This is a genomic window from Ruegeria sp. HKCCD7181, assembly GCF_057221055.1.
This window is the reverse complement of sequence record NZ_JBWVBC010000012.1, coordinates 1-24,876: the sequence shown is the minus strand read 5'-3', so window position 1 is coordinate 24,876 and position 24,876 is coordinate 1. Positions and strand designations below refer to the sequence as shown.

At 54.0% G+C, this 24,876-nt stretch carries 18 protein-coding genes, 1 tRNA gene and 1 pseudogene; 12 read left to right on the top strand and 8 right to left on the bottom strand.

Annotation, left to right across the window (positions count from 1 at the left end; all coding sequences use genetic code 11):
- Positions 1 to 51 precede the first annotated feature (51 nt).
- From AC2TCY_RS19495 to AC2TCY_RS19475, 5 genes are all read right to left on the bottom strand, one after another.
- Positions 52 to 1,635, bottom strand: coding sequence for an ABC transporter substrate-binding protein (locus tag AC2TCY_RS19495; RefSeq protein WP_480849964.1), 1,584 nt, complete (start codon positions 1,633 to 1,635; stop codon positions 52 to 54).
- Positions 1,636 to 1,748: 113 nt separating this feature from the next.
- Positions 1,749 to 2,345 (bottom strand): helix-turn-helix domain-containing protein, encoded by a 597-nt coding sequence (locus tag AC2TCY_RS19490; RefSeq protein WP_480849962.1) that lies wholly within the window; start codon positions 2,343 to 2,345, stop codon positions 1,749 to 1,751.
- Between the two features lie 158 nt (positions 2,346 to 2,503).
- On the bottom strand, positions 2,504 to 6,154 hold the full coding sequence (locus tag AC2TCY_RS19485) for an AMP-binding protein (RefSeq protein ID WP_480849961.1): 3,651 nt from the start codon (positions 6,152 to 6,154) through the stop codon (positions 2,504 to 2,506).
- A 253-nt stretch (positions 6,155 to 6,407) separates the two neighbouring features.
- Entirely contained in the window at positions 6,408 to 7,493 is a 1,086-nt protein-coding gene (locus AC2TCY_RS19480; protein WP_480849959.1) for a polyamine ABC transporter substrate-binding protein, read from the bottom strand.
- A gap of 409 nt (positions 7,494 to 7,902) precedes the next feature.
- Positions 7,903 to 8,955 carry a zinc ABC transporter substrate-binding protein gene (locus AC2TCY_RS19475; RefSeq protein ID WP_480849957.1) on the bottom strand — a complete coding sequence of 351 codons (1,053 nt, stop codon included), beginning with the start codon at positions 8,953 to 8,955 and terminating at the stop codon, positions 7,903 to 7,905.
- A 56-nt stretch (positions 8,956 to 9,011) separates the two neighbouring features.
- Between AC2TCY_RS19475 and AC2TCY_RS19470 the strand changes: the two genes are divergently transcribed.
- From AC2TCY_RS19470 to AC2TCY_RS19435, 8 genes and pseudogenes are all read left to right on the top strand, one after another.
- Complete coding sequence (locus tag AC2TCY_RS19470) at positions 9,012 to 9,524, top strand: Fur family transcriptional regulator (RefSeq protein WP_480849956.1); 513 nt, start codon at positions 9,012 to 9,014, stop codon at positions 9,522 to 9,524.
- 2 nt (positions 9,525 to 9,526) lie between these two features.
- Positions 9,527 to 10,267, top strand: a complete 741-nt coding sequence (locus AC2TCY_RS19465) for a metal ABC transporter ATP-binding protein (RefSeq protein WP_480849954.1) — start codon at positions 9,527 to 9,529, stop codon at positions 10,265 to 10,267.
- Positions 10,267 to 11,064 carry an iron chelate uptake ABC transporter family permease subunit gene (locus AC2TCY_RS19460; RefSeq protein ID WP_480849952.1) on the top strand — a complete coding sequence of 266 codons (798 nt, stop codon included), beginning with the start codon at positions 10,267 to 10,269 and terminating at the stop codon, positions 11,062 to 11,064. Before AC2TCY_RS19465 ends, AC2TCY_RS19460 begins: the two co-directional genes overlap by 1 nt.
- Before the next feature lie 207 nt (positions 11,065 to 11,271).
- Positions 11,272 to 12,324: a quinolinate synthase NadA gene (gene nadA, locus AC2TCY_RS19455; protein ID WP_480849950.1), complete on the top strand. Its 1,053-nt coding sequence runs from the start codon at positions 11,272 to 11,274 to the stop codon at positions 12,322 to 12,324.
- 8 nt (positions 12,325 to 12,332) lie between these two features.
- A complete protein-coding gene (locus AC2TCY_RS19450; RefSeq protein ID WP_480849948.1) occupies positions 12,333 to 13,898 on the top strand; it encodes an L-aspartate oxidase in 1,566 nt (521 codons plus the stop codon).
- A complete protein-coding gene (nadC, locus tag AC2TCY_RS19445; protein WP_480849946.1) occupies positions 13,895 to 14,743 on the top strand; it encodes a carboxylating nicotinate-nucleotide diphosphorylase in 849 nt (282 codons plus the stop codon). The genes AC2TCY_RS19450 and nadC overlap by 4 nt, the downstream gene beginning before the upstream one ends.
- A 163-nt stretch (positions 14,744 to 14,906) precedes the next feature.
- A complete protein-coding gene (locus AC2TCY_RS19440) occupies positions 14,907 to 16,445 on the top strand; it encodes a sulfatase-like hydrolase/transferase (RefSeq protein WP_480849944.1) in 1,539 nt (512 codons plus the stop codon).
- 360 nt (positions 16,446 to 16,805) lie between these two features.
- A pseudogene (locus AC2TCY_RS19435) lies at positions 16,806 to 17,990 on the top strand (tyrosine-type recombinase/integrase).
- 321 nt (positions 17,991 to 18,311) lie between these two features.
- Here the strand turns inward: AC2TCY_RS19435 and AC2TCY_RS19430 are convergent.
- Complete coding sequence (locus AC2TCY_RS19430) at positions 18,312 to 20,063, bottom strand: AAA family ATPase (RefSeq protein WP_480849942.1); 1,752 nt, start codon at positions 20,061 to 20,063, stop codon at positions 18,312 to 18,314.
- A 213-nt stretch (positions 20,064 to 20,276) separates the two neighbouring features.
- Here AC2TCY_RS19430 and AC2TCY_RS19425 point away from each other — a divergent pair, with 213 nt between their 5' ends.
- From AC2TCY_RS19425 to AC2TCY_RS19410, 4 genes are all read left to right on the top strand, one after another.
- Positions 20,277 to 21,044: a hypothetical protein gene (locus AC2TCY_RS19425; RefSeq protein ID WP_480849940.1), complete on the top strand. Its 768-nt coding sequence runs from the start codon at positions 20,277 to 20,279 to the stop codon at positions 21,042 to 21,044.
- A gap of 120 nt (positions 21,045 to 21,164) precedes the next feature.
- On the top strand, positions 21,165 to 21,404 hold the full coding sequence (locus AC2TCY_RS19420) for a helix-turn-helix domain-containing protein (protein ID WP_480849939.1): 240 nt from the start codon (positions 21,165 to 21,167) through the stop codon (positions 21,402 to 21,404).
- A gap of 121 nt (positions 21,405 to 21,525) precedes the next feature.
- Complete coding sequence (locus AC2TCY_RS19415; RefSeq protein WP_480849937.1) at positions 21,526 to 21,744, top strand: hypothetical protein; 219 nt, start codon at positions 21,526 to 21,528, stop codon at positions 21,742 to 21,744.
- 184 nt (positions 21,745 to 21,928) lie between these two features.
- Positions 21,929 to 23,077 carry a hypothetical protein gene (locus AC2TCY_RS19410; RefSeq protein ID WP_480849935.1) on the top strand — a complete coding sequence of 383 codons (1,149 nt, stop codon included), beginning with the start codon at positions 21,929 to 21,931 and terminating at the stop codon, positions 23,075 to 23,077.
- A gap of 65 nt (positions 23,078 to 23,142) precedes the next feature.
- Here AC2TCY_RS19410 and AC2TCY_RS19405 read toward each other — a convergent pair whose 3' ends face one another.
- Positions 23,143 to 24,516, bottom strand: coding sequence for a KAP family P-loop NTPase fold protein (locus AC2TCY_RS19405; protein ID WP_480849933.1), 1,374 nt, complete (start codon positions 24,514 to 24,516; stop codon positions 23,143 to 23,145).
- Between the two features lie 278 nt (positions 24,517 to 24,794).
- Positions 24,795 to 24,871 (bottom strand) — tRNA-Met (locus AC2TCY_RS19400).
- Between the last annotated feature and the right edge of the window lie 5 nt (positions 24,872 to 24,876).

Sequence of the window (24,876 nt, the reverse complement as noted above, 5' to 3'; positions counted from 1 at the left end):
GCTCTGCAAAAGACCTCGCCGGATCGCGCCGGCGAGGCAAGGGATCAGCTCTTAGCGGCTGACAGTTGCTTCATCGAAGATGTTATTGCCCAATGGTGTCTGAACATAGCCCTCGACCGCTGTGCCCAGCGCCACAGCAAAGGGTGTTTCATACATGAACAGTAGCGGGGCAGCCTCTGCATAGAGCTCCTGCATCCGTGCGAACTTGGCCTTGCGAGCCTCGGGGTCCATTTCATTCGCGGCTTCTTCGAACAGGGCGTTGAATTCGGCGTTTTCCCAACCGGTTCCAACAGCCTTGGCCGTAGGGGTATAGCCCAGCCAACCGACAACCTGACTTGGATCATTCACGTCGTTAACCCAGCCATAGGTGTGAATGTCGAATTCACCCGAGCGGTTCTTTGCACCACGCGTAGCACCGTCCACCTGCTCGACCACCAAATCGACACCCAGCGGCGCCCACATCTGCTGCAACGCCGCAAAGATCGTCGCATCATCTGCCGAACCTGCCAGCGTTGTCAGCGTGACCTGTGTTCCGTCCGCAACTCCAGCCTCGGACATAAGTGATTTGGCTTTGTCCACATCATACGAATAAAGCGGGCTCAGATCCGACGCATATTGCGTGGCCTTGGCCATCAGCGGAGAACTCATCGGCTGGCCTGCCCCGTGCAGAACCACACCGATCAAGGCATCTTTGTTGGTGCCATAGTTCAATGCCTGCCGGACGCGTGGATCCGCCAGCGGGTTAGGTGAGCCGTCGGCGCGGGTTTCGCGCGTATTGATCGGCGAATAAATGATCCGGGTCGACGGGTAGAGCTGCATGTTGATGTTCGAATCTGCCTCCAACTCCGCCACGCGACTGAAGGGGATGAACTCTGCCGCGTCCACTTCACCTGCTTGCAGGCTCAGGATACGGGTCGCGTCATCCGGAATGATCTCGAAATGCACGCCTTCCAGATATGGCAGGGATTTGCCATCCGCGCCCATCCGCCAGTAGTGCTCATTGGCGCAGAAATCCATCGAGGCGCCTTGTTCGAACCCACACAAATAGAACGGGCCGGACCCGACGCCGGCAGCGGTGGCGGCAAAAATTGCAGCGGACTTGTCCTGATCGGTGTCCCCGGCAGCTGCGTCAAAGGCCGCTTTCGAAACGATAGCCGTATTGAATGTGGCCAACATGGACAAGATAGTTGGATCCGGGGCATTCAGCGCGATGGTTATCGCATTGCCATCTACTGACACACTTTCAATTGATCCTAACAACCCGGCCCAGGGGCTCAGGTCGGGATTGCGCGCCCGATCCAATGAGAAAACAACGTCCTCACCGGTCATTGGCGACCCATCAGCGAACAGAACGCCCTCGCGTAGGGTCAGAGAAACCGTTTTACCGTCATCTGAAACCGTAAATTCTTCGGCTAGGCCGGGTTCAACTGAATTGCCATCGGCACTTCCGCGCAGAAGCGTATCGAATAGGCTTCCAACCATCCAGATGTCCGGGTTGCGATCTGCATAGATCGGGTCAATCAGGCGCGATCCATCGTAACGGGCGAAGTTCAGCGTTCCGCCCCTCTCCTGTGCTGCCACCGGCATCGCCAGTGTCAATGCAACGGTCATTCCCAGAACCGTTTTTAGCGTCATCCTCTTCTCCTCCCGCAAAGTTCATTTGCTTATGAGCGATGACAATAATCGATTCTTAGTAATACTAAAGTTTTTTTTAGTGTTGAGCGAAAATTTTTTACAGTTCGTTGATTCTACTGTCCCGTTTCACTCATTGGAGAAGTCGTAACCCAAAGCTCAACAGCCTCGGATTCCCCCAGAACGACGGAATAATGGCGAGCCGAGGTATCGTGGTGAATCACATCACCGGGTGACATCACAAAAACTTTGTCTCCCAGGTGATACTCCAGCTGCCCCGACATCAAATAGCAAAACGCCTCACCCTTATGGCACATCTTTTCCGACACATGACCGGGCGGGCGATGAACAATCTGCGGGTGAAACAAAGCACCTGAAAACCCGGGCCCAAGCTTCTCGTAAAACCTCCCGCGAACGCCCAGAGAGTAAGTTTGGCGGCTATCATGAGCGACATACTCGGAAAAAACCTGCGGAACGCTCAGCAGTTGTTCGACGCTGGTCTGCAATGCCGCCGCTATTGCCATTAGGGATGTCAGCGACGGAGAGCTCAGCCCCCGCTCAACCTGAGACAAGAAGCCAGTTGTAAGATCTGCTGCTTTCGCGACTTTTTCCAGCGTCAGTCCCATTGCTTTACGTCTGCGCCGGATTGCCTGACCTAATTCAGTCGGATGTCCTTTTGACTTTGGTTTGGGTTGTGCATTGGGCGAATGCATGCAGATTCTCCTGCTGGTCACTTGGTTTTCGCCCATTCAACAGAATAACGGGCCGAAGATCAAAATTTATTTTAGTATTGCTAAAAAATTGGACGGTGCACGCGGGTCAAGAATTGCCGAATTGGTCCATACAGCAGCGCTTTACGACACAGCAAAGATCAGCACCGTGTTTGCTCCGAAATTAGTTGTTCTGCCAATTCGCGCCAGGTTGATTTTTCTTGACGATCAAAGACAGTTGCGTCTGGCATTGTCCCAAGTTGCTCTTCAATGCTCAGCATGAGTATCAGGCTTAGGATCGAATCCAGAAAGGGATGCGCATCGTCCGGGTTAAATCTCGAACGCGGAACAAGCCCCTCCCGATTAGCGAATTCTCGCAACACCTCTAGCATTGGAGACAATGGTACTTCTGAGTTGGGGGCCGCCGCAGTTTTCTGATCCAGCACATCTGACCTGTCCGGCCGACCGCTTTCCAGAAGCCTTTGAAGTTTCTGACGATCTAGTTTCCCGCTCGGCAACCGCGGCAGCTCCTCCATATGCAAGTGACGCAGTGCGGCAGCGGCAGGGAAGAATTTTTGGGAAATTGTTTGCCTCAACTCGTTTTCCAGATTGTTCACGTCCTTGCGTCTGGTCTCAACAGCAATAGCAACCACGTCTGCGTGGCGTATCATTATGGTAGTGACAAATACGCGCGCCACCCCTGCTATGTTTTCTGCTGCTTCTGCTACGCCGTTAAGCGACAGTCTCCGCCCTCGGATGTTGACGACATCGTCAACCCTTCCCAGAACATCCAGGCTCCCGTCGGGCAGTACAGTCACCCAATCATCAAGGAGAATTGGATCTTTGAGGGGGTCAAACATCTGCGCGCCTGACTGAAGATCTTTGAAGCTGCCGAGAGCACGGTCATATCCGATGGCTTCGACGCGACCGATCTCGCCCGGTTGCAATTCGATACCGGCAGAGTTGACCGCTCGTGTTCCTGGCAAGAGCATTCCACCTGGAGACCCTTGATATTTGGCAAACTCTTCAGCTGAGAGTTTGCCAAACGACACATCAATGAATTCAGTTGCGCCGTATGTCGCGTTTATTTCGGCCCTAGGAAATCGTTTCACAAGGTCATGAATGAGACGGGCTCGGCTGGGTTCACCCCAAGGGAAAAAGACGGTCAAATCGGGCAGAAACTCTGGCGAGAACATGGGGTTCTGCAGCATTCCGTGCAGCACGCTACAAGGTGAAGACAAGGCCGTTGCTGACGTTGAGATCATTAGATCGCAAAGCTGTTTCAGATCGGAAAAGCCGTTGATTGGGGGCAGGACAATTGTGTGGTTTCCAACAAATGCAGGCAACAACTCCAGCGCAGTAGCTGTGTCCCAGCGTACGACGGTGAGCAGAGTTTGCGGCTCATCGTAATCGAACACTTTCATCCGCGAAGCCATACCCGCTGCCAGAACGACGCCCTTGGGCTCTCCGGAACTGCCCGAGGTGAAAACAACGTGGGCTGGGCATTGAAGGTCGAGTGGGGGCAGCGCCGTAGCCTCGGAAAAGCTCTCCAACAAGATGTCCAAAGCGGCTTCATCGCAGGCATCCCCAATAATCAGAGCGTTCCAGTTTTCCAACTCTGGGTCTGACGCAATCAATCGGTTCCAAAGCGAAAAGGTGACAATGACCAAGTCGGGATCAAAAGCCTTAATGCGGCTGGCAAGCTGGTCATCCGAATCCTCTGGCAACCCAAGACACAGAAGACTTCCCGCTGCGGTCGAAGCCAACTGTGTGACTACAGCCGCCGGGCTAGCCGGCATCAGACTCAATACCCTGTGCTGGTCGTCGAAATTGCGGTCAGAACTGATATGGCGCGGAGCAGTATCTTGAAAATGCAGCAACATGTTGGACATTCGCAAACTCAGGCTTGCAAGGTTTGCGTAAGTCATGGATTTCGATGCAGTGCGAATGGCGATGCGGTCGCCGTCATGATCCGCGAGCCAGCACAGCTTGCTTTCGCGCACTGCATCGCTTTGCAGCCAGGTTTCGATTGGGACCAGTTCGCGCTTGGGCGGCAATCCCCCGTAATCAGTTATTAGGCCTCTCAGAATCGGCATTTTTTGTACTAGGACAAAACTCCGGCTGATACGGGCGAGTTGCTGCGTAAACCACACTGCCTGAACCTTGACTGAACCCGTTCTGGGCGGTGGGGCAAGTGGGATAATATCAATTACTTGATCTCCATCTTCGTTAACCCATGTCACGGCAAAGCAGATATTTGCGCCGCTGGAGATCGCAAGTTGTGCCGGAAATCCAGTCAGTTTCGCAGGACGAAAATACCAAGGTGCGAACACTTTCTTTCCGGGAGCAAACGGCACATCGAAGTAGACTTGAAGCACTGCACCTGAACGCAAATGGCTTAGGTAATGGCTTGAACTAGAATTGCGTTCCGCGGAGTTTCTACCTGACACTGAAATATCGAGGCCGTCACTGCGTGCCGAAGTCAGGAAATCTGAATATTCAAGAGGGTCACCAATTTCAGGTGCGGTTGCGACAACAGTTTGGATTGGTTTTCCCATATCAGCCAGCGCGATCATCAGGCGACCTCCAGCAAAAGGAAGTTCTTGGGAGTGCGGAGACAGAACTATTAATCCTCTGGAACTCTCTGCCTCGCTTTCCAACCAAGTCTTCGCTCGGTCTGTCAGCGCTTCCTCAACACCGTCTACGGTATTCTTGGACACATTCTTGTATTCTAAATCTGCGATAAAGGCGGCAGGTATTACCTCTGGCCCTATTACTCGCACACCCTGTTTCTCAGCTGAGACTTTGAGAAGATCCGCTCCAAATTCAGCCTTGCCCTTAGCAAGAAGTAGCAGTTTTTCGAACAATTGCCGTTTAGCATTGTTCTTAGGAGGCGGAGATAAACGACCGGACATCGCGCGAATGAGCGGCCATTCTACATTGTAGGAGCTTCCCGCCTTGATTGCTTCATCCAGCGCTCTGGCCATCAGCTTTTCGTTGACCCAATGCCAATGTGAAAAAATTACGAAACGTACCATCGGTGCCAGCGGCAGGACCAAAGAGATCAACTGGTCTCTATAGCCACAGCCTAATGAGTTGTTCAAAAACTCTAGGATTGACAGGGCGCGTCTGTGATCAGTTGAGACTTCAGAAAGAAGCGCATCAAGAACTGCTGTATTTTCGGCTTCGCCTCTTTCTAATAGGTTGCTCAATATCAGTTGGTTTGCTATTCGCCATTCGGTTTCAAAAAATTGGTCCGAAGAACATAATTTGGTTGGTATGACGGTCCGACGTCCCACCAGCCTTTGATCACATATTTCTACGCGCGCCCCATTTTCTAGTGCTGTAAACCTTTCACGTAGCGGCTCAAAGTGATCGCGCAAGTTGGCTGAGTTTTGCAAAAACAATTCGCGAGCTCTATCCAAGGCACGCAAATTGATAAGGTGCCGAATTCTACGAGCAATTCGATCGGCGTTATCCGTGGGGGCGCCGGCAACGGCCTCGTTCACCTCAAGCGAACGGGCTTTGGTCATCGCCTCGACAGCCTCGTCAATCGCTCCTGACAACTTCCAACGGGAAACTCTTGCGAGTTTCAGGTGCGGTAGAGACTTGAGAACTACGCGACCCAGCCTTTTGCGCGGCTCTATTCCGAACAAAAAAAACAACCAACCGACGGCGCAGATCTGATTTTGGCGCACTTGAAAATTGAATGTTGGGTGCGCCAAATTCGAATTCGGATATTTCGGCGAAGACTCAGCTTGGCGCTCCAGTCCTTCGGCGATAGCACGCATTATTTTCTCAAGTTTGCTCATGCTTATTCCAACCGTCCGCTGCCAGCCTGTTCTCGAGACTTTAGTCGTGCGCCTAGCACCAGCCCCGATGAGTTTTCGATCAGGACGCAAAGCAGCAGGAGCCCGAGCCGCAACAGGCTCGGGCAACAACGCTGACCAAAGGCTTTCGCAATAGTTGGCGAAACAGCAAAGAAATCACCACCCTGGCACCCAGAAATGTCGCGGATCAGCATCCCTCACACAAGGTTAGCCAGCGTCTAGGTCCATGTGCAAGCTACAGGCCGGATTTGATACGCGTCCACATGCGTGTCGCAAATCGTTGCGTTTCTGAATCCCAAGGCATCTTCATATAGAGGTTTTCCAAGCCCTCTTCAGACGGATAGAGACCCGGATCATTCAGAATCTCTTCTTTCAAGAATTCCTGCGCCGCAAGGTTGCCGTTTGCATACCAAACATAATTTGAAATTGCGGCCGCGTTTTCTGGTTCCATGAGGAAGTTGATAAATGCATGACCCGCCGCCGAGTTCGGAGCATCCGCAGGGATCGCAATCTGATCAAACCACATGCCGGACCCTTCCCGGAACGCGCCATATGCGATCTCGACTCCGTTTTCTGCCTCCGCAGCCCGGTCACGCGCTTGCAGGGCGTCTCCGGACCAGGCGATGGAAACACAGACTTCACCTGTTGCAAGAGCCGAAATATAGCCCGTCGAGTTGAAAGTCTTGACGTATGGACGGACCGCACTGAGAACCGGTTCGGCTTTGGCAATCACCTCGAGATCCTGTGAATTCGGATCCTCTCCGATATAGGTCAATGCGGCTGGTACAAGCTCGGAAGGCGCATCCAGAAAGTTCACGCCACAATCTGCCAGCTTGGACACATATTCCGGGTTGAAGAGCAACTCCAACGTGTCCAAGGGAATGTCGTCGCCAAGCGCCTCGCGAACTTTCCCGACATTCACAGCAATGCCGGTCGACCCCCACATATAGTTAACCGAGAAGCGGTTTTCCGGATCGAATACTGCAGTTCGTTCTTCGATGACATCCCACATGTGTACAGAGTTCGGAAGCTGATCTTTGTCGAGTGGTTGAAAAACTCCGGCAGCAATCTGGCGTTGCAGAAAAGAGCCCGATGGGAAAACAACGTCGTAACCTGAGTTGCCCGCGAGCAATTTGGTTTCAAGCAGGTCATTGGAGTCGAAATTGTCATAGACCACATCGATCCCAGTTTCTGCAGTGAATTTTTCTAGCAGAGACTCGTCGATATAATCCGCCCAGTTGTAAACATAGACTGTCTGCTCGGCGTACACTGCCGATGTTGCAATCAAGGTTAGTGCCGCCGAAGTCAAAACTGATTTCATTATGCCCTCCAAAGGTTCTGCTGCATCGCTTTGATTGGCTGGGAGCGACACGTTTTGCATGCACTATGCTTGCTTGGCCAATTGAACAAGCCCGCAATGAACAGGATCGCGATATGGGCCTCCGCTCGTTGCTTGCGGTGCCTTCCATTACTTTGAGGCTGTCAGTTCGCATCAGAGGTCTTCTAGCGATATTTTTTTAGCCAAGTTTGCGGATCACGCTTTCGATCCTGCCAATTGACGCAACTTAGTGGTTTACCGGCGCGAGGAGCACTGCCTTGTTCTGCTTGATGCTCAGAACCGCGTTTGTACGAAATCCCCGTGCCCCATAAAGCCATTTGTTGCTTAAGAGTGAGTAGACAGGGCACCAAGCTTGACCAATGTTGGTTTTCTCGCCGGGCGCCTCCAGTCCCTAAAGGCACTCAGCTAACGTTTTAGCCATATTCCGGATGATATGTGGGTAAAGGGCTGTGCCGGTTTCAGTATCTGCTCCGATCGGATCGATCATGCCGGTCTTGGCATCTGTTCCGTCCAGGACGGTGCGCACGAGGCCAGCATTGAACTGCGGTTCGGTTAGAACGCAGTCAATGCCCTCTTCACGGATTCGGCGCTGAATTTCTGCAATACGGGCCGGGCTAGGGTCGGATGCGTCGCTGAGCGAAATCGCCCCTGAGGCCGGGAAGTCGAAGGCGTCCTCGAAGTACTGATAGGCGTCGTGGAAGACAATAAAGCTGCCACCACGAACCGGCTTAAGTATCTCGGCGACCTCGGCTGACAGCGCATCCATTTCTGAACGTGCCGCGGCCGCGTTCGAAAAATATGCACCTGCGTTCTCCGGATCCGCTGAGGAAAGCTGCGCTGCAATCAGGTTAAGCCAAGTGCTGGCGTTTTCCAATGAAAGCCAGGCGTGGGGGTCATGCTCTCCGTGGCCGTGCGCATCATGATCGTGGTCTCCATGCTCTGCATGTTCTTCGTGACCATGATCGTCATCTTCGGCGTGTTCTTCATGCTCATCATCATGATGCTCATCATCATGGACATGTTCGTCATCTTCCACATGCTCTTCGTGATTGTGGTCATCATCATCGCTATGGTCGTGCGCTTCAAACAAAGCACCCTCGCGGAAATCCAACAGAACAGTGCCATCCGAATCCAGCAAAGACGTAACTGTGGCGCCGCCCGCAAGTGTCTCTACTGCACTTTCCATCCACGGCGTCAGATCCGATCCCATCCAGAATACCAGATCCGCCTCTTGCAGTGCTGCAGCTTCGGACGGTCGAAGGTTGTACTCGTGGGGTGAAGCACCCGGCTGTACGATCAGGTCGGGTGTGCCAACACCTTCCATTACCCGCGCTACCAGTGAATGGATCGGCGCAATATCAACAGCCACTTTTGGAACATCTGCGATGGCCGTACCACCCATCAGTGCGACCATCATCGAAACAGGAAGAAGCTTTCTGGACATCAGACCCTCGGTGTGATTTTATAACATTGCGAGCGACATATATGATATGAAATAACATGACAAGTGAAACACAGCCCACGCCGAAAGATGACTCGGCCCTCGTCGGATTTCAGAAACATGACCATGAGCATTGCGTTGAATCCGCGCTGGCCACGACAGAAGCGCGGTGCAAAGAAGAAGGACTACGCCTAACACCGGTTCGGCGAAAAGTGTTGGAAATGCTGCTGCAAGAACACCGTGCGCTCGGAGCTTATTCGATCCTTGACCGCCTACGCGAAGAAGGCTTCGGCTCTCAACCACCGGTGGCTTACCGTGCGCTCGATTTTTTGGTTGAGAATGGGTTTGTCCACAAGATTGAGCGACTGAATGCATTTGTTGCCTGTTCGCACCCGGGTGCGTCCCATTCACCGGCGTTCATGATTTGCAGGCTCTGCGATGCCGTGGCCGAGGCGCAGTCCTCGCCCACCAAGGGCGCGCTTGGCGCTGCCGCGCGCGCTGCGGGGTTCGAGATCGAGCGAACCGTTGTGGAAGTCGAGGGCGTTTGCCCGGCCTGCAGTGAAAAGGCATAAGAATGGCCCTTGTAACTGTTGATGACGTCAGCATTTGCTACGGCGCAAACACTGTGTTGCGTCATGTGGATATGCAGATTGAGCCAGGCGAGATCGTGACGATCGTCGGGCCGAATGGCTCGGGCAAAACTAGCCTGTTGCGGGCCATTATCGGCGCGACCAAACCTTCGGTCGGGCGGGTCACGCGAAAGCCAGATTTAAGAATCGGGTATGTGCCCCAGAAACTGCACATCGACCCAACGCTGCCGATCACCGTTGAGCGGTTCATGCGCCTGACCAATCCCGTGTCGCGACAGGATTGTGCAAATGCCCTTGAATCGGCAGGTGTGCCGGACCTTCTGAAGCGCCAGATGTCGCAGCTGTCAGGCGGGCAATTTCAGCGGGTACTGTTGGCACGGGCTTTGATCAACCGGCCTGAAATTCTGCTACTGGATGAGGCGACACAAGGCCTCGACCAGCCCGGTTCGGCTGCGTTTTATCGTCAGATCGAATCTGTGCGACGCGAAACCGGATGCGCTATCTTGATGATTAGTCACGAACTACACGTAGTCATGAGCGCATCCGACAGGGTGATTTGCCTCAATGGGCATGTCTGTTGCGAAGGTTCACCCGCAGTGGTCGCTTCGGCCCCGGAATATAGGGCCTTGTTTGGCACAGGTACCGGTGGCGCCCTCGCACTTTATCGCCACGACCATGACCACGATCATGACCATGGTCCAAATTCTCAGGAAGCAGCGGAATAATGCTGGATGATTTCATGACCCGGGCTACGCTCGCTGGCGTTGGTGTTGCTTTTGCGGCCGCTCCGCTTGGGTGTTTTGTCGTCTGGCGCCGAATGGCCTATTTCGGAGATGCCACGGCACATGCTGCTATCCTTGGCGTCGCGCTATCACTGACGTTTCAAATGTCGATCTTTACCGGCGCACTGGCGGTTGCGCTTTTGATGGCGTTGACAGTGACGCTCTTGGCGGGCCGCGGATATGCCATGGACACTTTGCTGGGCGTTCTGGCGCATTCTGCATTGGCGTTTGGTCTTGTTGCTGTCTCGTTCCTGTCCGGCGTTCGCATCGATTTGATGGCCTATCTGTTTGGCGACATTCTTGCGGTTTCGCGCACCGATTTGGCAGTGATCTGGGGAGGCGCGGCCCTAGTAGTGGCGCTGATCACGTGGCGCTGGTCTCAGTTACTGACCGCGACACTGAATGAAGAGCTGGCCTATGCCAGCGGCTTCGACCCCAAGCGCGAACAGTTGATCCTGACCCTGTCTCTGGCCGTCACCGTTGCTGTGGCGATCAAGGTCGTTGGTGTGCTGTTGATCGCGGCCATGCTGATCATTCCTGCTGCTGCTGCCCGCAGCCTTGCGCGTTCACCTGAGTCCATGGCCGTTATCGCGGCGGCAATCGGCGCGACCTCGGTCGTCGCGGGCTTGCGGTCGGCATATGTCTTTGACACGCCTGCCGGACCATCGATTGTCTGCGTTGCGGCAGTCTTGTTTGCGTGTTTCAGCCTTGTCGGCCGGAATAACCAACGACAGGTGTAAAGCGGCGTGAATCACGCAAGCTTTTCCACACGTCGCATGACTCAAGCGCCGTCGATCGCCAACTTTCCTCTGGCCTGAGCGAAGAACGGTCAGATAGTTCCTATGGGAAACAAAATTTTGGGACAAACTCCCTAATTGGGTGGTGGTCATTCCAAATCAAACCCAATATCTAAGGCTCCACGAGTTCATCAGGCAGAAAACAGTCCCGTGTTCGACCTACCGGCGCAGCGTGCGCATCTCTCCGAAAAATACGACCTAACCCCATCGCCCGAGCTGGCCGCCAGCATGAGCGACATCTATGACCGCATGTCCCGCGTCGTGTCACCCGCGGACTGGGCGATCTTTGCACCCTACGTGAAGGCGATCAACGATCTGAAGGCCGAGCGTAATGCAGTCATTCTGGGCCATAACTACATGACGCCCGAGATTTACCACGGCATCTCGGATTTCGGTGGTGACAGTCTGCAATTGGCCATCAAGGCAACCGAGGTCGAGGCGGACGTGATCGTACAATGCGGCGTGCATTTCATGGCCGAGACGTCCAAAATACTCAGCCCTGAAAAAACCGTGCTGATGCCGGATATGGAAGCCGGTTGTTCGCTGGCGGAATCGATTACAGCTGAGGGTATTGAGGAAATGCGTCGCCGCTATCCCGGCGCACCGGTGGTGTCTTATGTCAACACCACGGCCGAGGTCAAAGCAGCCTCGGACATTTGCTGCACCTCGTCCAATGCCGCCCAGATCGTCGCGGCGCAGGACAGCCATACGGTTATCATGACGCCCGATCAGTACCTGGCGCAGAACGTCGCGCGCGACGTGCCGCAAAAAAACGTGGTCTGGTGGGAAGGCTCTTGCATTGTACACGAACAATATAGCGCCAGCGATCTGCGCGATTTCCGTGAGTGGAACCCGGGCACGCGGCTGATTGCGCATCCCGAATGCCCGCCTGACGTGGTGGCCGAGGCAGATTTCTCGGGCTCGACCAGTGGCATCATCAAATACGTCACCGACAAGAAACCCGAAAAGGCGCTACTGATCACCGAATGCTCGATGGCTTCGAACATCGCGGACGCACTGCCTGAGGTCGACTTCGTCGGTCCCTGCAACATGTGCCCCTATATGAAGAAGATCACGCTGGAAAAGGTGCTGTTTGCGCTTGATACGATGACCGGACAAGTCGAAGTTGACGCCCAAATCGCCGACAAGGCACGCCTTTCGGTTCAGCGGATGATTGACCTGTCCCGCCAGTTGGGCATCTGATCAGCCCGATGCAAGAGGTCACCACCCCTCGAGTGGTTATCATCGGCGCTGGCCTGGCTGCAGTGTATGCAGCGTTGAAACTGGCGCCGTGCCCGGTAGTTATGATCTCGCCCGAAGCCTTGGGGTCCGGTGCAAGCTCGGCCTGGGCGCAGGGTGGTGTAGCCGCTGCCATGGCTCCAACCGACAGTGCCGAGGCGCATGCCGATGACACGATGCGCGCAGGGGCCGGATCGGTCCTGCGCGAAGTGGCCGAGTTTGTGACCCGAGCAGCACCTGGTCATGTGCTTGATCTTTCCGACCTTGGAACCGGCTTCGATCGCACAGCAGACGGAGGCTTCGTCCAGTCCCGGGAAGCTGCACATTCAGCCGCGCGCGTAGTGCGGGTCAAAGGTGATCAGGCGGGCGCCGAGATCATGCGAGCACTGATTTCCGAGCTGCGCCGGACACCGTCTGTTCAGGTGATCGAAGGCGCGCAGGCAGTTGGGCTGGAAAGCGATGGCACACGCGTCACTGGCGTTTTCCTCACCAGTGCCGAAGCCCCCGAGGCAGAGCCGGTATTGGTGCGGGGTGCTGCCCATGTTTTGGCTACAGGCGGCTCCGCAGGTTTATATGCACTTACGACCAATCCCGCGCGCATCAGGGGGCAAGGGATCGGCATGGCAGCCCGCGCCGGAGCGCAAATCGCCGACGCCGAGTTCGTGCAGTTTCACCCCACCGCGATCGACGTGGGCGAAGACCCCGCGCCGTTGGCGACCGAGGCGTTGCGTGGAGAAGGCGCCGCGCTGATCGACAATACCGGGCACCGGTTCATGTCTGGCATCCATCCCGACGAGGAGCTGGCGCCGCGAGATATCGTGGCCCGCGCCGTCTATCTGCAGTCTCAGGCAGGGTATCGTCCTGCACTCGACACGCGCGCAGCGATAGGAGCCGAAATCGCAACGCAGTTTCCAGCGGTGACCGAAGCCTGCATCCGCAATGGCGTTGATCCGTTGACCCAGCCAATCCCGGTTGCGGCTGCCGCGCATTACCACATGGGCGGCGTGGCCACGAACATGACAGGCCGCAGTTCGCTGGAAGGGCTGTGGGTGTGCGGCGAAGCCGCCTCGACCGGCTTGCATGGCGCCAACCGTCTGGCGTCGAATGGTTTGCTTGAAGCCTTGGTCTTTGCTCGCACATGTGCCCAGGACATTGCGACTGTCGTGTCTGATGGCAAAGCGCCACGGCTCGCTATTGAAATTGGCTCTGGCCGCACAAGTGAACGGACCCCAGCGGTTGAAGCATTGCGAGAAACAATGACCAACCTAGTCGGCGTGGTGCGAAATGGTACTGGGCTGCGTCGGGCGTTGCTTACCATCGCCGAACTTGAGTCTGAAAACACGAATTCAGCCCCGTTTCTCAACATGACAGCGACGGCCACTCTGATCGCGGCCGCTGCACTCGCCCGCACTGAAAGCCGCGGCGCGCACTTCCGATCCGATTTCCCGCAGGCCGCATCTGGCAACGGCCAACGCTCTGTTCTGACTTTGCGCGAGGCGTTGGAGCTGCGCGATAAAACTGCAAAGGAAGCCACATGACCTTTCCCGCATTGCCCAACCTGATCCTGGAACCTCTGGTCCGCTCTGCGTTGATGGAAGATCTGGGCGCCAACGGCGACATAACATCGCTAACCGTGATCCCGGCCGAGACGACCTATTCCGCTAGGCTGAATGCGCGAGAGGACGCGGTCGTTTCAGGGCTTCAGGTGGCTGATCTGGCATTCCGGCTGGTTGATCCGTCGCTTGAAATCACATCACATCTGCATGACGGGCAACGCTGCTCAAAGGGTGACACGCTGATGGAAATAAAGGGCAAGGCGTCTTCGATCCTGTCGGGTGAACGGGTTGCACTGAACTTTGCCGGGCGACTGTGCGGCGTGGCAACCGCGACTGCGGCATTGGTGGCCGAGGCCGAAGGCACCAAGGCACGCATCACCTGCACCCGCAAAACCACGCCGGGGTTGCGCATTGTCGAGAAGCAGGCCGTGCTACATGGTGGCGGGTTCAACCACCGGTTCTCTCTGTCTGATGCGATACTGATCAAAGACAATCACATTGCCGCCGCGGGTGGCGTACGTGCGGTGCTGGAGGCAACAAAAGCCCGCGCCTCACATATGATGAAGGTCGAGATCGAGGTTGATCATCTGGATCAACTTGCCGAAGTGCTGGAATTCGGCGGCGCAGATGTGGTCCTGCTGGACAACATGGGCGCTGACACGCTGGCCGAGGCGGTTTCGATGGTGGATGGCAGATTGGTGACTGAGGCTTCGGGCAACGTAACCCGAGAAACGGTAGCGGCCATTGCTGCAACAGGCGTGGATTACATCTCGTCTGGGGCGTTGACGCATTCTTACCGGACCATTGATCTGGGCCTGGACTTTTGATCCGATAACTTCTCTCGGTTTCTGTCGTGAAAGCAAATAGTCGTTGTTGATTTCGACGTCTTTTTTGCCCTTTCTGTTGGCAAGGTAAGTTGCAGCGATTCACTCTGAGTGGCGCGAAATTCCAGATACGGAGAATCGGTCTGGCGAACAGGAGCACGAAACAATGTGCGGTAAGAAAAACGTCCTTTTCATAATTGTCGATCAATTGCGCGCAGATTGTTTGTTCGGGGATCTGGCAAGCCATGTGGAGCTACCTCATTTACGTGCATTGATGGACGATAGTGTTACCTTTACCCGGCATTTTTCGGTGACTAACCCGTGCGGGCCTTCGCGTGCGTCACTTTTGACCGGGCAGTATGCGATGAACCATCGGTCGGTTCGCAACGGAACGCCGCTTCGCCATGACACTCCAACGATCGCAAGTGAAATGCGCAAAGCTGGGTACCTTCCGATGTTGTTCGGCTATACCGACACGTCGCAGGACCCCCGGGTGTTCGACGTCAACGACCCGGCCCTCCGATCCTACGAGTTTCACATGGCGGGCTTTCAGGAAATGCTCGAGATGCGACTGGAGATGTCATTTCCTTGGCGCTCGCATCTGAAAAACAAAGGTTACGAGTTCGACAGCTACTTCGATGTGTTCAAACCGGTTGCCTCCAATGGTGATGCGCCAGCATTAAACGACCCGGCTTTTTATGCAGCTGAAGACAGTGACACCGCCTTTCTGACGGATCGTTTCCTGGAAACCATGCCGGCTTATGCCGATGAAGGAAACGGGTGGTTTGCCCATCTGACCTATATTCGTCCGCATCCTCCACTTGTCGCACCTGCGCCTTACAACCGGATGTATGACCCTGCCTCTCTGCCTTTGCCGACACGTCTGGAGACGCCTGAAGCCGAGGACGCCCTTCACGCCTTCCTGGCCTCTACTCGTACCAACTGTGATGTGTCCGGGTTCGTCGAAGGTTTCGCGGATTTGGAGCCCACGGATGAGGTCGTTCGGACTTTGCGGTCGGTCTACCTGGGGTTGGCCACCGAAGTAGATCACCATATTGGTCGTGTCGTGTCCTTTTTGAAGGAAACCGGGCAGTATGACGATACTTTGCTTGTTGTCACCTCGGACCACGGCGAAATGTTGGGTGACCGACATTGCTGGGGTAAAATGTCGGTCTTTGATGCAGCTTACCATACACCGCTGATCGTACACATGCCCGGCGGATCCGAAGGGCTAACCATCAACGCACCCACCGAGTCTATCGATATTACGCCCACGATTCTTGATTGGGTTGGCCAAACCGTGCCGGATGCGATGAACGGCTGTTCGCTGATGCCCTTCCTGCGTGGTGAAACCCCTGTAGAATGGCGCAGCTTTTCTTTCTCAGAGCTGGACTTTGCCGATCCGATCGACCCTACTCACTGGCAACGCGATCTGGGCACCGGCTTGGCCGATAGCTGCCTTTGTATTTTACGTGATGATCGGTTCACACTGGTAGAGTTCGCGGCGGACCTGCCGCCGCTCTTGTTCGACAGCGCTGGTAGTGGTGAAATGGAGAACGTCGCGGATCGCTCGGAACTTTCCGAGACACTAAACCGAATGACCCGTGAAATGTTGCGCTATCGGATGAAGCAAATGGACAAAGCTCTGTCAAACTGGATGATAACGTCCGACGGTCCTCGTCATCTGACACAGCGTTCAGTTTGACTGGTTGGCTTTAGGGATTGCCTATTTCAGTGCACTCGCGATGATGATCTTTGCAGTATCTTGTAACACTGGTCGCGGTGCCTCCAAACGCGAAAAGTCCCGCGTGCGCGAGGCTAAGTATATGATATCTTTATATTTTTTTATTTGAGGCAGGATTTGAACCTGCGACCTTCAGGTTATGAGATAGCTTGCGCCCACCTGAACCAACTACGCCCGAAAACGCTGACTTACCCTATCTTATTGTAATCGTTGTTTGAATATTGACGACTGGCACGCTCCGTTCCTACATCTTACGCCATGAACCGCTTCCAGTTGCTTCCACAATGCTTCCACGGGGCGATGACAGTGAAAGGATGAGGGATGCCCAAACTGACCAAACGCGCCGTAGAAGCCCTGAATGTTGAGGCGAAAGACTACTTTGTCTGGGATAGCCAGATTGCCGGGTTTGGTGTCCGCGTGATGCCCTCCGGGGCCAAGACCTATCAGGCACAGTACCGCAAAGGCGGACGGACACGGCGCGTTTCCATCGGTCGACATGGCAAGATCACCGTTGACGAGGCGCGGAAGCTGGCAAAGGAACTCATGGGGCAAGTTGCAAAGGGTGAGAACCCAGCCGAAGAGATTGCCCAGCATCGCCGTGCACCAACGGTTGCGGCCTTGTGTGAGCGGTTCTTTGATACCCATGTCAAGGAACGCTGCAAGCCGGCCACCCAAGGGGAGTAACGCAGGGCCATCGACTTGTTCATCGTTCCGGCCATCGGCAGTTTCAAAGTGGTGGACGTGGAGCGCAAAGACATTGCCGAGCTACACCACAAATTCCGGGACAAGCCCTATCAGGCGAACCGGACATTGGGCGTTCTGTCCAAGATGTTCAATCTTGCGGAAATCTGGGGCTTGCGGCCTGACGGTTCAAACCCCTGTCGCCATGTCCCAAAATACCGCGAAGAAAAGCGGGAACGGTTTCTGAGCCAAGATGAGTTGCAACGGCTCGGACAGGCATTGTCAGAGGCAGAACGGGTTGGATCGGAGTCACCGTTTATCGTCGCCGCCTTTCGGTTGCTGATACTGACCGGGTGTCGCCTTGGTGAAATCCAGACCCTCCAATGGTCTTTCATCACAGACGCCGGTATGGAGCTTCCCGACACCAAGACGGGCGCACGGCGCATTCCCCTGCCCCAAGCCGCCCGAGCGGTTCTGAGCACCATCCCACGGCTTCCTGACAACCCTTACGTCGTCGCCGGGGCTGTCTCCGGCCACTGCGCCACCGACCTGCAAAAGCCATGGCGTCGTATACGTAAGCGGGCTGGTCTGCACGATGTCCGTATACATGACCTGCGCCACACCTATGCGTCGAATGCGGTCTCGTCAGGCATGCCAATTCAGATGGTTGGGCGGTTGCTGGGTCACAGTCAGATTCAAACCACGATGCGATATGCGCATCTGGCCGATGATCCGGTACGTATGGCGGCGGAAGAAAACGCGGCTAGGCTGAGTACATTTGTTGGAACCCAAGAACCCGGCTGCGGGCTGCGTCTAGTTAGGTAATACATTAAGCGCGACCAACTCCGTAAATGTATACGTAGGCGAGCTACATTACGTAGGGCGTCTACGTATACGATATGTAACACAGGGACTTTCGCCCTACCCGAGGTATACGCAGGGCCGGGTATACCCCGGGTAGGGAAAACCATCACCCAAACCAATATCTCAAGTGACGGCTCTGAGCCTAAAGCGGCGAGTCCCAAAGATCGCGCGAGTGGCCGCTTCCACGTGATCTCTAAGAAATCTGTAAGCTGCTTCACTGGCGCGCTTTAAAACGGTGGTGTAGAAAACGGTTTTTCGGGCTAACAAAGCTAGGGGTTGGCTTCAATTTGCCGCTCGTATGAATTCAACCAAAGCGTCAACGCGTTCTGCCAAATCTAACACTTCTAGATTTGCAGTTGTTTCGCAAACCAGTCGAGCAACCTTCACTTTATCCACGTCTTTAAAAATGAGTTCGCCCTCTGCCTTGTCTGCGTCACCTCTCGTACGCTTCCTGATGAAGTGCAGTGCATGGTCATACTTTCCGCCTCTATGGGGTTTGGAGTATCTGGTTGCGTGGACTTGCAGGACGGCTTCCTGCAACAGGTCGTGATCAACATAATTTTCAATCTCCCGACCGTCTGTCACCCAAGCCAAACCCTCCGCATCTTCGAATTCTTCAACGACGCGCTGTTTGGTGTCTCGGATTTTCCCGGCAGAATTAGCAAGATCACTGTCAATCACGACAGCGCTGTGTCGGTTTAAGGCCCGTAGATCAATTAAGCCCGCAACGTCTTCTTCGTCGGCGCTTAAGTGGCTCAACAGGCGGCCCCCATAAAACATGATGGAATAGTGTGTCCCTTCCTTCAAAGAACTATCGACCGCGCTTATCCAATGGCGCAAGTAGATACGATCCGAAGGACCTTCCACCCAAATTACAGCATTTGCCTGCACTATGTCGGACGCCTTATAGCCAAGATCGTTGCACAGCTGTCGTCTATCCTTTTTGAGGCTGATGTTGTTCACCCTAGTTTGGTTGCCGTCGTTGGTAACGTGGAACACAGATGCGTCGGCGCTATCAATGAAAGCAGCTGAGTGAGTGGCAATAAAGTACTGGTTTTTGGTGTTCTTTCGCAGGTAACCGATGAGCTTTCTTTGCAGTAGCGGATGCAAATGGATTTCCGGTTCTTCAATGCAAACAATCGCGTAATCTTGAAGCGTGCAGTATGACGCGATTAGTACGACTTCATGGATGCCGGTGCCCAAAGACGACAACGGCAAAATTTTATCATCCATGTGGACATGCACGTGCTCTTTATCGTGAGGAATTTCGATTTGCGCGTCCGGCTTACCCGTCACGTCTCGAAGGAATTCGTTGATTTGCTCAAACCGTTTTTTTTCTTCTAGTTTTTCAATACTCGGATTCTGCAACTCAGCCAGCCGGTTGATCAGCCCCTTGCCACTAAACCCCTCAAATTCATCGGTGTTTGGACCAAGCTCTCTCTTAGCTGGAATAAGGCTTATTCGGGCTGTGGGTGGCTCTACCATTTTGCAAAAATATGTCACTAGAGAGGCCACAAAGGCACCCGTATCCAGACCTCCTGACCCAGTGATTTTTTTTGCAAGCCTAGAGATTAAATGCGCACTAATAGAAGCATAGGCGTCCGGGGGTACATCCTTTGCCAGAGGTGTCATTGAGGTATTGGAACCCGAAGGCGGAATGGCCCAAAACGCTGTGTTCAGAGCCGTGGCATCGGCGATCTGGGCAATGGCATAAAGTTCATGTTTCTGGATATTGACTCCTTTTGCTGCCTCGATTGTTTTGTCTACGACCGTTGATTTTGGGACTCCAAATGCGAAAGCTAATTTCCCGCTCGGTGTTCCTCGGAACATTTCAACAGATTTTATGTTAGGTTGATAGCGCCCGGCGTGATCGCGCGAACTCAGCTGTTCTGCTATGAAGTTCAGGACTGTTGATTTGCCTGCATTGTTTGCACCCACAAAAATATTCATGTCGCTGAAAGGGGCAATGTACTGCATTTCGGACCCAATGCCGCGGTAAAACTGCAAAGCCAAACCATGAAGAAAAACGGGCATGCGAACCTCAATGCTAATTTACTGTTTTGCCTGCCACGGTCCTTGATGCGCTTGACGGGCTACAGTGTCGAAGCGGCTGATATCGCGACACCCCAACTCAACTTGACGTGTTAGTCAAACACAATTCCGCACCAATCAGTTGCACAGTTTCTTCCCTACCCGGGGTATACCCTGCCCGACGCATAAGTTACCCGGAGAAATGCAAACCCATATTTGAAGAATCGAAACGGCGTCAGATTTGAACACGATCGAAGAGGCAGTCCCATACTTATCGTACCCGACAACCAAGTAGTTCCCCCAAGGTTCTATAAGGACACATTCGACGAAAGCAATGTTCAATACCTTTGCGAGATCGGGGAGCTCAAGCCTGCGAACATCGAAGCTTTCGCGGAAGGCCTTGAACACAGCGCCGCTATTTACCGCTGGGAAAGTGCGACGTTTGAGAACCGCCCTCGAAATAGCGACGTTGCGCGTGAGTTGAAGGACATTGCGAAACAAGCCGATAGGCTGAAATCTTCACTTGACCAGTTGTCTTGGGCAGCACAGTCAAAACTCGACAGCCACGCAGATGTTGATGCACAGAAAGCCATTACAGGTTCACTGACCGCCCCAAGTGATCCCTCTCTGGCGTTATCCTTGAAACATCTGGAAATGGGCGTCCCATGCGTGATTTTGGATGTTCCAACGTTACGTTCGGTGATCGAAGGATTGGAAATTGCAGCAACCACCAAGAGCGCGGAACTGCCGAAAGGAAGGCCCGGACAAGTTCGTTCGTATGGATTACGGCTCTGGATGCGTAACATCGCGGATCTTTGGGATAAAACGACCAATCAGGCGTTTACAAGGGACGTTACGTCTGCGGGTGAGCCAATTACAAATGCCGCTCGCTTTTGCGCTGAGGCATTTCGAATTATCGACTCAAGCATTCCAACGTCGCGCGTCATGAGGGAGTTGAAAGACTGCATCCGAGAGCGCGGTTAATTTACTGGACGAATTATTGTTCAAATTCGCAGCTAATTCGTCCAGTGGTTTCGCTCGTAAATCGCACCCAAGCGCTCCTATGTTCTTCCCATAGCAACTCGCATTGAAGGGACGAACAGAATGCAACAACAGGCAATTGCCACCGAGCAGACCATCCCAACCTCAGACTACTGGGATGGCTTCATCACCGAAACCGAAGCGGCGGACTACCTCTGCCAAAGTGTACGCACCATTCAAAAATGGCGTGTCACCGGCTTTGGCCCTTCCTTTTTTAAACCGGGCCGATCCGTGCGCTATCGCCGCCGCGATCTGCGCGTTTGGGCTGAAGGTCGCCGCAAAAAGAACACTTCGCAAACCTGAGTTTTGCCCGCGCGGGGTTGGCAGCGCCGTGCGGGATTTTGGGGCCGGAATGGCTCTCTTGGGGCGCGGGCGAAACGGTCCCGTGCCCCTTTCTCAAACTTCAACAGAAAGACACTGAACCATGGCAAGCCAGCCTGCACAGAAATTCAAAATCAGCCTGATCACTGCGACCATCTGGGACAATGACGGCTTCTACTCGGTTGATATGTCCCGCTCCTACAAGACCGATACCGGCGAACGGCGGAATTCGAACAGCTTCCACCATTCGGACCTGCTCAATATTGCCAAATGCGCGGAGCGCGCAGAAATTTGGATTGGTCGTCAAACCAATGCCAGGTGATGGCAGCGCCGGAGCGGCTTCGCTCCGGCCCCAAAACAAATGCTGCCCCGCCGGAGGCACAAAGGGGCGTAAGCCCCCGCACTCTTTTCTCCACATCGTAACATATCCCAGCGGCAGGGCATGCCGCGCTAGAGGGGTCTTGTAACACCCCCCTCCACGAATACGAAAGCAAAGGTCAGCGTAGATGGAAGCAACTATCCTGCATTCCGGCTTCGATGGGCTGAAATTCACCATTCAGGCGGATATCCCTGACAGCTTTCGCGAAGAACTGGCATCCGCCAAGCAACACGCCAAGGAAACCTATGGCGATTGCGTCCTTGATTTTGGTTCGATGTCGCTCAACGTGACCAGCAAGGGCGCGCGCGGCTTCACAGCCCATACGGGCGACCACGGGGCCGTGTGGCTGTTCCAAGACCCGCAGGACCGCATTCCCAACAATCCCGGTATCACAGTCGACTTCCGTGCCTTTGGCCTCGCCACGGGCGGTCTTGAAAGGGCTGAGCAACACTTTCGCGATTGTATGGAAGCCTTCGGGGTCAAGTACGTAGAAACGCAATTGCGGGTCGCGCGGGCTGACTTCGCCGTGGACTTGCTGGCCCCTTGGTTTGAACCCGACCGCGAAGCATTGGTTGTTCCACCCGGCACCAAGATAACGGAATACACCGGTGTTGATGAAACCGCGACGGTATCCAGCGGCGCGCGTGTGGTTGGCTTGCGTGCCGGGGCAGTCGCTAACCGGCAATTGGCGATCTATGACAAGCGAACCGACGTGATGCAGCAGAACAGGATGGGTTGGCTGACAATATGGAACGCCGCGCTGGCCGCAGTTGGCAAACCACCCCTTGATTTGTCCGACCGGACTTCAAGTCAGATTTGGCGTTTTGAGATGCGGCTTGGCTCCAAACAACTCCGCAACCGTTTCGAGATGCGAAACTGGCAGGACGTGCGCGACGTCATTGGAGACGCCTTCACAGACGCGCTTGAACGCATTCGCTACTGCATGCCCACAGCAGACTCAAACCGCGCGCGCTGGCCCACACACGAGCTCTGGCGGCAGTTTGAGGCCGTGATTGGAAATGATCTTTTGCAGAACTGCGCGGGTGTGATGCCCAGCGATGTAGTTCAGGCCAATCGTGCCGCGAAGATGCGGGAGCTGGATGCACAATTGTTAGGTTTGTTGATAACTCGCGCTGCAATTTCAGATGTTTCAGCCAACAATTTCGAAGGTTTTGTCCACAGACACATTGACTCGATTCTTCAATTAGATCGTGAACATTTGAGACCAACAGAAGAGCGGCTAGCGTGTGCTGGCAAACGATATCGCTTCGAATAGGGTGCGAAATTCACGGAGCTTATTGAGATCTACTCAAACCCAATGTGTGCCTTTCGAGCTTTGTCTCATTCACCGGAAACCAACACAGAAGCAACAGCATTCAGAGCAGCTTGGTGTGTTGGAACATAGTGGGGCGCGAGAAACTTAAAGGCCAACGCCCAGTCCTTGTAGTTCCTATCGTCAGGCAGTTGGTAGCGATCACGCGGAAGCTTTAGCAACTCGGGCGCTTTTTTATGAATACTGCTATTCAACTCTCTGTCTCGTCTTGCCTCGTCTTGCATCGCAGGAAAGTCACGCCCATCCGGAACATAAAGCTTTTGTTCACCTTCCTCGGGGGTCAAGAATGAGCGAGGAAGAAACTCTTCCTTTATTTTCTCACCCGCTTCCTCGCGGAAAGCCAAAAACACTAGAAGAGAAACGTCCAAGGGTTGATCAGCGTAGCACCTCAACGCAACTTCGACTTTAAGTAGTATTCTTTTGATCTTTCGCATTGAATAACCTGTGCACAGGGCAAGTTCTCCGGCCAATTTAGCGGCGTTCTCCACCGAAAAATCTTGTGTTTCACCGAAGGGAATTTTCAGCGGCAATTCACTCGCTAACCCTACAATTGCTTGTTCGAATGTCTCGTTGCGGGGCTTCAAAGAAAGGCGTATGTCTACAAACTTGTCTAAGTACTTCTCATCCTTTGCGGACACGCCAAATCTGTGTCTTGCTAGTCTTTCCAAGTACTCCGCATTCACCATTAAACAAAATACAAATCCAGACTGATCGAATATCAGCTTCATCGCCTCTAAAAACGAAAGCGCATATTCAGGGTGGCAACGATCAAGTTCATCTATGATCACTACAATTCTGTTCTGGTCTTTGTCTCCCGTAATTGCAGCATGAAGAGCCGCTAGTTGTTGCGGAAGTTCGACCTTACGGACCCTTTCAGCCGCCATCTGCGAAGCAATAAGCTGACCCGCAGCCTTCGACATTCCATCTCCTAGCTCACTTACAATGTTGTCCAGAGCGTCAAAATCTCCAAGAGCGTCGATAGCTCCATCAGACATAGCTTCGATGATCTCGTCGGCTCCGGATCGAAGAACAACTCTTGCCGCAGCGCGAGCGCCGATTGCACCGATTTTTTTGGCCGAATCCAGTGCTTTCTTTGCTTTGTCTCCCTGTGTTTTCGGGACGGCCTCGACCAACGCCCCAAGCAGTGTAACAATGGGATCGCCCGAGTGGTCCGATTGCTGAACGTCTACTTCGATAACAGTTTCCCCGGACTGTCTGAGTTGTTCTGACCACGCCTTCCGAAAGAACGTCTTTCCCCTGCCAAATCCAGCTTCAATGGAAATGACCTTTGTGGTTTCCAATGACTTAATCAGGTTTGTGAAAGTGTTCCCGATATGTTCGTAGTCTAGAAGATCGTGGTCCCAAATACTTTGTGGATTCATAAATTTTAGTGCCTCAATTCGAACGTATCACGAGCAGAACCTGCAACCCAACGTGAAATACAGTTGCCGGAATTCTACTCTACAGTTCAAGTATTTCTGCACATTGCCATTGGGATGAAAAGTGGTGGGGCACTAAAAGCTAACTGATTTTTGATGTTGCACGTTCACCACACGATACTTTCGCCCCGCTTGCTTCCACAGTGCTTCCAGCGGGGATGGCGCAAATAGAAACACCGTCCTAGGGCGGTGCGTAACATACTGTTTTATATTGTTAAATTTGGTTGCGGGAGCAGGATTTGAACCTGCGACCTTCAGGTTATGAGCCTGACGAGCTACCGGGCTGCTCCATCCCGCGACACT